Here is a 9,296-nt window from a genome sequence, read left to right on the forward strand (position 1 = left end):
GCACCGTGATGTCCCGGTCCGTGACGATACCGACCACGTTGTCGCCGTCGGTCACCACCACGTCGCCGATGGCGCTGTCGCGCATCTCCTGCGCCGCGGCGGTGAGCGTGTCGTTGCCGTCCATCGTCACCAACCGGGTCGTCATGAACTCTCCGACCGTTGTCATGGTGCTCCCCTCTCGGTGTCGGCACGGCGGTCTACCCGCCGCCCGAGGCGGGGTAACGCGGGGCGTCACCGCCGGTGGCGCAGGCGCCGGCGCAGGTCGTAGAAGCCGTTGCTGGACAGCCCGTAGAAGATCGGCAGCAGCAGGAGCACCACGAGCGCCACCGGCACGCTCAGGAACACGGCCACCAGACCGGCGATCGCGTACGCGAGGACGCCGAGCAGCGCCCGGACGCGTTCGGCCTCGAAGAAACGGGCGGGGACGTGCGGCTCCAGCAGTTCCGGGTGCCGGCTCAGGTAGTGGTAGAGCCACAGCCACGTGATCGACAGGATCACGCCGACCAGCCCGTACGCGGACACCGCGACCCGCTCGTCGAAGACGTCGCCCTCCTCCACGGCGCGGGAGACGAGCGCGGTGACGAACGGCAGCAGCGCCACGCTGAACAGCACGCCGAGGTTGGCCCAGTGCAGTCCCCGGTCGGCGCAGCGGACCCGGTGGAACGTCCCCTTGTGGTTCAGCCAGTTGACCGCCACGTACAGGTAGGACGTGACGTAGGCGAGGTAGACCGGCCACTGGTCGAGCAGCGCGCGCAGCATTCCGCCCGGCGCCGTCTCGGGCACCCGCAGGTCGAGGACCAGCAGCGTGATGACGATGGCGAAGACCGCGTCGCTGAACCCGATCGCCCGGCCCGTGTCCGAACGCATCCCGGCGGCCTCGGTGTCCCCTTCGGCCGTCATCGGCACCTCCGCCCTGCCGGCGCGCGGGGCGGCCGGCGACCCGGCGGGCATACCCGCTGAGCGGATGTCCGTGCCGGGTGGCCCGGCACGTACGCCCGCAGGGTCAGCGCTCGGCGGCGACCAGTTCGGCGAGCTGCACGGCGTTCAGCGCCGCGCCCTTGCGCAGGTTGTCGTTGGCGCAGAACAGCGCGAGCCCGTGCTCGACGGTCTCGTCGGCCCGGATCCGGCCGACGTACGTCGGGTCCTGGCCGGCCGCCTCCAGCGGCGTGGGCACGTCGCGCAGCGCCACGCCGGGCGCGCCGTCGAGCAGCTCGCGGGCCCGGGCCGGGTCGATCGGGCGGGCGAACCGGGCGTTGATCTGCAGCGAGTGGCCGGTGAAGACCGGGACGCGCACACACGTTCCGGAGACCTTCAGCCCGGGGATCTCCAGGATCTTGCGGCTCTCGTTGCGCAGCTTCTGCTCCTCGTCGGTCTCGAACGAGCCGTCGTCGACGATCGAGCCGGCGAGCGGGAGCACGTTGAAGGCGATCGGGCGGGCGAACGAGCGCGGCGCCGGGAACTCCACCGCACCGCCGTCGAAGGCCAGCCCGGCGGCGTCCCCGGCCACCTTACGGACCTGCTCGTCCAGTTCCGCCACGCCGGCCAGGCCGGCGCCGGAGACCGCCTGGTAGGTGGCGACGACGAGGCTGACCAGCCCGGCCTCGTCGTGCAGCGGACGCAGCACCGGCATGGCGGCCATCGTGGTGCAGTTGGGGTTCGCCACGATGCCCTTCGGGCGGTCGGCGATCGCGTGCGGGTTGACCTCGGCGACCACCAACGGCACCTGCGGGTCCATCCGGAACGCCGAGGAGTTGTCGATCACCACGGCGCCGGCCTCGGCGACCCGGGGAGCCAGCTCCTTCGCGGTGGCCTTGCCCGCCGAGAAGAGCACGATGTCCAGGCCGCGGTAGTCCGCGGTGGCCGCGTCCTCGACGGTGACCTCGCCGTCGCGCCAGGGCAGCGTGCGCCCGGCCGACCGCGCCGAGGCGAACAGGCGCACCTGCTCCGCCGGGAACTCGCGCTCCGCCAGCACCTGCCGCATGACGCCACCGACCTGACCGGTGGCTCCCACAATGCCGATCCTCATGCCCGCGAGGCTACCCAGCCGGGCGGTGCGGGTGGGAAACGTTTCCCACCGCGCGGATGCGGGGCGACGGGAATCACAGGCCCGCCGCCCCGTCCGGTCACGTGTGGTCGAGCACCTCGCCGAGACCGCTGGCGACCAGCTCGTCCCGGATGACCGCCGCGTCCCCCTCGATCACCATGGTCAGCGACTCGGGGTGCAGGTAGGTCGCCGCGGCGGCGGAAACGTCCTCGACGGTCGCCGCGAGCAGTTGCTCCCGCAGCCGCGCGTGGTAGTCGTCCGGCAGGTCGTGCACGACCAGCGTGGTCAGGGCCGCGGCGATCGCGCGCGGGCTCTGCAGCTCGACCGAGAGCTGGCCGGCCCGCCAGGAACGCGCCACCTCCAGCTCGTCCTCGGTGACCCCGGTCAGCTGGGTACGCGAGATCTCGCCCACCGACTCGACGAGCGCCGGGGCGGTCACCGCGGTCTGCACGCCGGAGCTGACCGCGAACCGCCCGAACCGCCGGGACGAGGCGAAGTCGCCCCGGATCCCGTACGTGTAGCCGCGCACCTCGCGGATCAGGTGGTTGAGCCGGGACGTGAACGCGCCGCCGAGCACGGTGCCGGCGAGCGTCATCGGCACGTGGTCCGGGTGGGCGCGGTGCGGGGACGGGTGGCCCAGCCGCAGCGTGGACTGCACCGAGCCGGGCCGGTCCACCAGAATGATCCGGCGCTGCCCGGTCAGCGGCACGTCGATCGGGCCGCCGCGTTCCACCGGGCCGCCACCGGCGCCGGCGAACGCCGTCGCGGCGAGCGCGTCCAGGTCGATCCGCTCCAGGTCACCGGCGACGATCAGGGTGCCGGGGCGGATGAACCACTCGGAGTGGAAGACGGTGACGTCGTCCACCTCCAGCGCGGCCACGCTGTCCGGGTCGCCGTAGAGCGGGCGGCCCCACCGGTGCTGCGCGCCGAACAGCTCGGCCCGCAGCACCGCGTCGGCGCGCGGGCCCGGGTTGGCCCAGTCCATCCGCAGCGCCGTCGCCTCGTCGTCGCGGACCCGGCGCACGTCGGCCGGGTCGAGCCGGGGCGTACGGACCGCCTCGGCGAGCAGCTCCACGGCGGCGGTCAGCCGGTCCACCGGCACCTGCACGCTCACCTGGAACGAGTCCCAGTCCAGCCCGGTCGACAGTTCGGTGCCGAGCGCCTCGATGGCCAGCGCGTACGCGGTGGCGTCCCGCTGCGCGGTGCCCTCCTCCAGCGCCTTGGCCAGCACCGCGCCGAGCCCTTCCTTGCCGACCGGCTCCCGGCCCGCGCCGCCGTCGAGAAGCAGCAACGCGACGGCGAGGTTCTGCCCGGGCAGGTGCGCGGCGACCACCTGGCCGCCGGCCGCTGTCCGCCGGACCACCTGCGGGACCCGGTAGGCGCGGGCGGCGCCGGGGCCGGGACGGGTGGCGATCAGCGACATCACTTCTCCTCGGGCAGGTAGGTCAGGATCACCCGGTCGGCGGCGCCGAGCAGCTCGGCGGCCTGCTCGGCGATCTGCTCGGCGGTCACCGCGAGCCAGGCCGGCAGCCGGTCGGCCGCGCGGGCCGGGTCGCCGAACTGGGTGGCGTACCGGCCGAGCGTGTCGGCCCGCCCGTCGACAGTGGACATCTGCCGCCACCACATGGTGCTCAGCAGCGCCTTGGCGCGGTCCAGCTCGGCGGCGGTCACCGGCACCGTGGCCAGCTCGTCGACCACCTCGGCCAGCCCGTCGCGCAGCCGCTCGGCGCTCACTCCGGGGCGGGCCGTGGCGGTGGCGATCAGCGGGGCGGGCGCGTGTGCCAGGTCCACCCCGTACGCGCCGACGAGGTCCGGCTGGGCGATCCGCTCGCCGTCGGCCAGGCGCTGGTAGAGGCGGCTGCCCCGGCCGCTGCCGAGCACGGTGGCCAGCACCGTGGTCACGTCGTACCCCGGGGTGCCGAACGGGTGGGTGCGGTGCGCGACGTAGACGCGGGGGGCGGGCACGTCGGCGGTGACCGTCTCCACCGCCGGGCGGCCGGTGGCCGGCACGGTACGGCCGTCCGGCGCGGCCGGGATGTCGGCGCGCGCGGCGAGCCCGCCGAAGTACTTGTCGGCGAGCCCGAACACCTCGGCGGCGGTGGTGTCGCCGACCACGGTGAGGACGGCGTTGTTCGGCGCGTAGTAGGTGCTGTGGAACTCCTGGAAGGTGGCCAGGTCGGCGGCGTTCAGGTCGGCCATCGACCCGATCGTCGCGTGGTGGTACGGGTGCCCCGGCGGGTAGAGCAGCGGCAGCAGGCGCAGCCAGGCGTCGCCGTACGGCACGTTCTCGTAGCGCTGCCGCCGTTCGTTCTTCACCACGTCGCGCTGGTTGTCCAGCGTCTCCTGGGTCAGCGCCGGCACCAGCCCGCCCATCCGGTCGGCCTCCAGCCAGAGCGCCAGCTCCAGGTGCTCGGCCGGAACGGTCTCGAAGTAGTTGGTGCGGTCCGGGTTGGTGGTCGCGTTGAGCGAGCCGCCCGCGCCCTGGATCAGCTTCATGTGCTCGGTCTTCGCCACGTTCACCGAACCCTCGAACATGAGGTGCTCGAAGAGGTGCGCGAAGCCGGTCTGTCCGGCCGGCTCGTGGCGGGAGCCCACGTCGTACCAGAGGTTGACCGCCACGGCCGGGGCGGTGCGGTCCTCGCTCACCACCACACGCAGGCCGTTGTCCAGTCGGGTCGTCTCGATCGGCCAGGGGAAACCGCTGTCGGGCATGAGACGACGCTATCCGATCCCGGAGGCGGAAAGGTGACACGCGCGCCGGAGCATCGTCGGTGCGCGCCGGGGTACCCGTGCGGGCATGGCCGCCACCTCACCGTCCGCCGTCGAGCGCGCCGCCGCCGCGCTGGCCCGGCTCCGGCACGCCCGCCTGCTGCACCCGGCCGGGCGCACATTCGGCGGCGAGGTCCGGATCTGGGGTACGCCGGGACCGCCGACCGGGGTGCCGCTGCTCGACCTGCCGGGCCGGTGGCCGGCCACGATCCGCCTCTCCAAGGGCGTGCCGACGCCGCGCGCCTGGCCGGACGTGCTGGGCGTGGCGGTACGGCTGCGCCGCGACCCGGAGCCGCCGGTGGACCTGCTGTTCAGTTCCAGCGGCGCAGCGCCGGTGCTGCGGAACCTGCCGCTGCCCCGGCGGCGCTTCACCGGGACGTACACGTCGATCATGCCGTTCCGGGCCGGCGGGCGACGGCTGTTCCTGGCCGTGCTGGCCGACCCGGAGTCACCAGACCTGGGTCGCGGCCTGGCCGAGGCGGGCGCGGCGGTGGCCGCCGACGAGCCCCGGCTGGTGCTGGCGGTAGCCTCGGCGGCAGGCCGGTGGCGGCCGTTCGGCGAGGTACGCCTCAACGGCGAGCGCGGCGCCGCCGAGGACGCCGCGCTCGCCTTCGATCCGATCGGCAACGTGCCGCCGGGGTTGCGCCTGGCCGGCCCGCTGGCCCGGTTGCGGGACGACAGTTACCGAGGTTCCCGCCGGGCCCGGGGCGCGACGCTCAGTCGGGCGGCTCGACGGGGGTGACGGTCTGCTCGGAGGTGCGGTGCTCAAGCACCGTGTCGGGGGCGGCGTTCTGGTCCGCCTCGCGGATGTCGGACTCGGTGAGGATCGCGTCGGCCTGCGCCTCCGCGTCGTCGCTGCCCGCCGCCGCCTCCTCCGGCAGCAGATGCGCCCGGGACTCGATCCGTTCCTGGTCACTGGGGTCATGGCTGGTGGTCATGGCGATCACATACCCCGTGTTCCGCACTTCGGAACGACAGCGGGCTTTCCGGCGCGCGTCGGGTACGCTGGCCGACGTGACGCGGTCGTATCGATGGTTTAGGCAGCCGGCTGGAGGAGCCGGTGACTCGACCATGAGCTGACGTCACTTACCTCTTCGAGCCGGCCGGGCAGGGATTCTTTTCCCTGCCCTTTCGTATGCGAGCAGCCGGCTCGATCCCCCGGACCCGGCACGGGGGCACGGTCGGCGGAAGGAATCCCCACCGTGACCACGTCCCAGGACGCCCATCGGGTCATCGACCAGCGCATCGACCGTGTGGTGCCGCTGACCACCCCGGCCCTGCTGCACCACCACCTGCCGCTCGAGACCCCGCTGGCCGAGGCCGTCGTGGCGGGCCGCCGTGCCGTCGGCCGGGTGCTGGACCGCGACGACGACCGGCTGCTCGTCGTCGTCGGCCCCTGCTCCGTGCACGACCCGGCCGCCGCCCTGGAGTACGCGGGCCGGCTGCGCGAGGCCGCCGCCCGGGTCGCCGACGACCTGCTCGTGGTGATGCGCGTCTACTTCGAGAAGCCGCGCTCGACGGTGGGCTGGAAGGGCCTGATCAACGACCCGGCGCTGGACGGGTCCGGCGACGTGAACACCGGTCTGCGTACCGCGCGGGCGCTCCTGCTCGACGTGCTGCGGCTGGGCCTGCCGGTGGGCTGCGAGTTCCTCGACCCGATCACCCCGCAGTACATCGCGGACACGGTGGCCTGGGGCGCGATCGGCGCGCGGACGGTGGAGAGCCAGGTGCACCGGCAGCTCGCCTCCGGGCTGTCCATGCCGATCGGCATGAAGAACCGCCCCGACGGCAGCATCGCCACCGCCGTGGACGCGATCCGGGCGGCCGGGGTGCCGCACGTCTTCCCCGGCATCGACGTCTCCGGCACCCCGGCGATCATGCACACCCGGGGCAACGCGGACGGGCACCTGGTGCTGCGCGGCGGGGGCGGCCGGCCGAACTACGACGCGGAGTCGGTGGCCGGGGCGCTGGAGTTGCTGCGCGCCGCGGGCCTGCCGGAGCGGGTGGTGGTCGACGCCAGCCACGCCAACAGCGGCAAGGACCACCGCAACCAGCCGCTGGTCGCCGCCGACGTGGCCGCCCAGCTCGCCGCCGGTCAGCGCGGGATCGTCGGCATCATGCTGGAGAGCTTCCTGGTGCCCGGCCGGCAGGACCTGGACCCGACCCGGGAGCTGGCGTACGGCCAGTCGGTCACCGACGCCTGCATCGGGTGGGACACCACTGCCGAGGTCCTGGAGCACCTGGCCCAGGCCGTCCGGGCCCGCCGGGCCACGCTGCCGGCCCCGGCCTGAGCGGGGTTGGGGCGAGTTTGACCGGTTCGGCGCCGGGTAGGTGGTCGGCGTGACCGATGACGCGCCCGTGACCGAGCAGCCCGACACCCGGCCGCTCGACGACCTGCTCGACGACATCTACCACGGCCAGGAGCGGATCACCCAGGCGGACATCTACCGCCGGGCGGTGGCCGCCGAACTCCCCGCGGAGCTGCTCACCCGGATCGCCGCGCTCCCCCAGGGCGAGTACGCGGCGGACGAGGCGGCCGATCTGCTGGGCGGCACGGTCGCCTGAGCCCCCGGAAGACGAGAGGACGCGACATGACCGACCGCAACCCCGAGCACGAGCACCTGGCGGCGCTCGGCCAGCCCCCGGAGGGCGTCGACACGCTGCCGGAGCCGGACTTCGCCAACGAGCACGAGCGCACCGCTGTGGACCGGGACATCGTCACCGGGGAGGACGAGGAGGAGCGGGAGCCGGAGGCGTCGCGCGGCTGGGCCGGCGAGGACCACGGCACCACCCCCACCTGACCGTGGGAGACGCGCGAAAAGGGGGCCGGCGCACACCGGCCCCCTTTTCGTGTCCGCATCCCTCACGCCTCGTGGTGACCGCCCTCGGCCGCCTGCTGGGCGACCGCGTACCCCATCTGGAGGAAGTCGGAGGCGGCCACCGCGGTCAGCGCGGTGGCGACCAGCCGGGTCAGCCGGGGCGCCAGCACCAGCCCGCCGGTGAGCCCGGTGGCGACCCAGACCGCCAGGCAGAACGGGCAGCTGACCAGCTCGCCGAGCGCGTGCCGGGTGGGGCTGCCCTCGTCGCGGACCTGCTCCATCACCTCGCCGCTGCCGATCGGGTGGTCGTAGCGGGTGAACGGCGCCCGCAGCGGGCTGGTGATCGCGTCCTTGGACAGCAGCCGGCTGAGCTTGTGCGTGGCGATCGAGAGCAGCACCACGTCCGCCGGCGTGGGCCGCTCGGGCACCGGCCGTCCGGTCGCCCGGACCAGGCCGACGAGCGCGGCGGTCACGCCCGCGTACGTGCCCATCGCCTTCAGGTAGCCCTCCAGCGGCCGGTGCTCGTGCGGCGCGTACGCCTGGCGCAGGCGCGCCACCTTCTGCTTCAGGCCACTCCCGGTCAACCCGGCCTCCTCGTGCTCGTCGTGCGGCCGGGCTCAGCCGGCGGTCAGGTTGTCGGCCACCTCGCGGTCGAGGTTGGCCAGGATCTCGTCGGCCAGGTCGTGGTCCGGGCCGGCCAGGTCGAGCCGGACCCGGGCGCCGCCCGCGTCGGCCGGTTCCACGTCGATCTCGGCGGACCAGTCCGCGGCGCTCCACCGGGCGCGCATGTCGTCGGCGTCGACGACCTCGACCCGGCAGGTGCCGGAGTTGCGCAGCCGCTCGGGCAGCCAGGCCGAGGAGCGGTCCGGATCAGTGGCGGTGTTGAACACCACCTCCGGGGGCGCGGACATGCCGCGCTCGGCGTGGCTGCCCATCAGGCGTCCCGCAGCCGGCTCGGGTCGACCTCCCGGCCGGGGTGCCGGGCCAGGTACTCCGTCTCCAGTTCGGCGGTGCGCCGCAGGTGGTTGGCGAGCGCCGAGTCGGTGGCGTGGCGCAGCGTGTCCAGCCGGGTGCGGTGCAGGCTCTGCATCTCCCGGACCAGGTCCTCGTCGCCCAGCTCCACCGGGTCCACCCCGAGCTGCTCGCCGTCGACGGTGCGGGCGTGATCGCCGTCCCACTCCGCGACCCGCTGTTCCGGGCTCGCGTCCCGGCGTACCGATTCGGTCATCGTCGCCCCCTCGTCTCGTTCGGGTTGGCACCTGTTCGGATGCCCAGCGGGCGTGCCACCAAACCACCGCCCGGACTACGACGCCGTGTCGGAGACGCCCGGGGAGTCCCGGTACTCTCGTGGGCATGGAACGGCTCTGGACACCGGCGTGGATCGTCCGCCACGTGGCCATGGTCGTGCTGGTGGCGGGTTGCCTCGGGATGGGCTGGTGGCAGGTCACCCGCGCCGCCGGGGGCAACGCGATCAGCTTCGGTTACGCGATCGAGTGGCCGGTGTTCGCCGGTTTCGTGATCTTCGTCTGGTGGCGGGAGGTCCGCCAGACGCTGCGGGCGACGCCGCCGGGCGACGCGCAGCCGACGGCCGATCCGGCGCCGTCGGCGGCTGCCGGCGCCGAGCCGGTCGTCACCACCCCGGCGGTACGCCGCCCGGTGCGCGT

The 9,296-nt window shown here is 74.1% G+C and carries 14 protein-coding genes; 5 read left to right on the forward strand and 9 right to left on the reverse strand.

Annotated features, from left to right (window positions below):
• From KBX39_RS13950 to KBX39_RS13970, 5 genes are all read right to left on the reverse strand, one after another.
• A partial coding sequence (locus tag KBX39_RS13950; protein WP_210870948.1) for a CBS domain-containing protein occupies nucleotides 1–166 on the reverse strand: 166 nt, incomplete at its 3' end.
• Between the two features lie 65 nt (nucleotides 167–231).
• The gene (locus KBX39_RS13955; protein WP_084789688.1) at nucleotides 232–900 is read right to left on the reverse strand and encodes a TMEM175 family protein; all 669 of its coding nucleotides are present in this window, start codon (nucleotides 898–900) and stop codon (nucleotides 232–234) included.
• A 103-nt stretch (nucleotides 901–1,003) separates the two neighbouring features.
• The gene (locus tag KBX39_RS13960) at nucleotides 1,004–2,026 is read right to left on the reverse strand and encodes an aspartate-semialdehyde dehydrogenase (RefSeq protein ID WP_064447774.1); all 1,023 of its coding nucleotides are present in this window, start codon (nucleotides 2,024–2,026) and stop codon (nucleotides 1,004–1,006) included.
• A gap of 97 nt (nucleotides 2,027–2,123) precedes the next feature.
• Nucleotides 2,124–3,467, reverse strand: coding sequence for a pitrilysin family protein (locus tag KBX39_RS13965; RefSeq protein ID WP_210870940.1), 1,344 nt, complete (start codon nucleotides 3,465–3,467; stop codon nucleotides 2,124–2,126).
• Complete coding sequence (locus tag KBX39_RS13970; protein ID WP_043328830.1) at nucleotides 3,467–4,756, reverse strand: pitrilysin family protein; 1,290 nt, start codon at nucleotides 4,754–4,756, stop codon at nucleotides 3,467–3,469. The genes KBX39_RS13965 and KBX39_RS13970 overlap by 1 nt, the downstream gene beginning before the upstream one ends.
• 85 nt (nucleotides 4,757–4,841) lie before the next feature.
• Between KBX39_RS13970 and KBX39_RS13975 the strand changes: the two genes are divergently transcribed.
• Nucleotides 4,842–5,555, forward strand: coding sequence for a phosphodiesterase (locus KBX39_RS13975; RefSeq protein WP_210870943.1), 714 nt, complete (start codon nucleotides 4,842–4,844; stop codon nucleotides 5,553–5,555).
• Here the strand turns inward: KBX39_RS13975 and KBX39_RS13980 are convergent.
• Complete coding sequence (locus tag KBX39_RS13980; RefSeq protein WP_013288141.1) at nucleotides 5,530–5,751, reverse strand: hypothetical protein; 222 nt, start codon at nucleotides 5,749–5,751, stop codon at nucleotides 5,530–5,532. The two genes, KBX39_RS13975 and KBX39_RS13980, sit on opposite strands and share 26 nt — an antisense overlap.
• A gap of 255 nt (nucleotides 5,752–6,006) precedes the next feature.
• Between KBX39_RS13980 and KBX39_RS13985 the strand changes: the two genes are divergently transcribed.
• From KBX39_RS13985 to KBX39_RS13995, 3 genes are read left to right on the forward strand one after another with little or no spacing between them, the layout of a single operon-like run.
• Nucleotides 6,007–7,104: a 3-deoxy-7-phosphoheptulonate synthase gene (locus tag KBX39_RS13985; RefSeq protein ID WP_043328826.1), complete on the forward strand. Its 1,098-nt coding sequence runs from the start codon at nucleotides 6,007–6,009 to the stop codon at nucleotides 7,102–7,104.
• 49 nt (nucleotides 7,105–7,153) lie between these two features.
• Nucleotides 7,154–7,378, forward strand: a complete 225-nt coding sequence (locus KBX39_RS13990; RefSeq protein ID WP_013288143.1) for a hypothetical protein — start codon at nucleotides 7,154–7,156, stop codon at nucleotides 7,376–7,378.
• Nucleotides 7,379–7,404: 26 nt separating this feature from the next.
• A complete protein-coding gene (locus KBX39_RS13995; protein ID WP_043328824.1) occupies nucleotides 7,405–7,614 on the forward strand; it encodes a hypothetical protein in 210 nt (69 codons plus the stop codon).
• A gap of 62 nt (nucleotides 7,615–7,676) precedes the next feature.
• Here the strand turns inward: KBX39_RS13995 and KBX39_RS14000 are convergent, their stop codons facing one another.
• The 3 genes from KBX39_RS14000 to KBX39_RS14010 are packed head-to-tail and all read right to left on the reverse strand — an operon-like array spanning nucleotide 7,677 to nucleotide 8,860.
• On the reverse strand, nucleotides 7,677–8,216 hold the full coding sequence (locus KBX39_RS14000) for a DUF1360 domain-containing protein (RefSeq protein ID WP_030502249.1): 540 nt from the start codon (nucleotides 8,214–8,216) through the stop codon (nucleotides 7,677–7,679).
• Between the two features lie 33 nt (nucleotides 8,217–8,249).
• Nucleotides 8,250–8,567 (reverse strand): hypothetical protein, encoded by a 318-nt coding sequence (locus KBX39_RS14005; RefSeq protein WP_064447778.1) that lies wholly within the window; start codon nucleotides 8,565–8,567, stop codon nucleotides 8,250–8,252.
• The gene (locus KBX39_RS14010) at nucleotides 8,567–8,860 is read right to left on the reverse strand and encodes a DUF6158 family protein (RefSeq protein WP_030502251.1); all 294 of its coding nucleotides are present in this window, start codon (nucleotides 8,858–8,860) and stop codon (nucleotides 8,567–8,569) included. Before KBX39_RS14010 ends, KBX39_RS14005 begins: the two co-directional genes overlap by 1 nt.
• A gap of 125 nt (nucleotides 8,861–8,985) precedes the next feature.
• Here KBX39_RS14010 and KBX39_RS14015 point away from each other — a divergent pair.
• Nucleotides 8,986–9,296, forward strand: a 311-nt coding sequence (locus KBX39_RS14015) for a hypothetical protein (RefSeq protein ID WP_210870945.1), incomplete at its 3' end; no start/stop codon positions are given.

It is taken from the genome of Micromonospora sp. D75, from assembly GCF_018070405.1.
Lineage (GTDB): Bacteria > Actinomycetota > Actinomycetes > Mycobacteriales > Micromonosporaceae > Micromonospora > Micromonospora chalcea.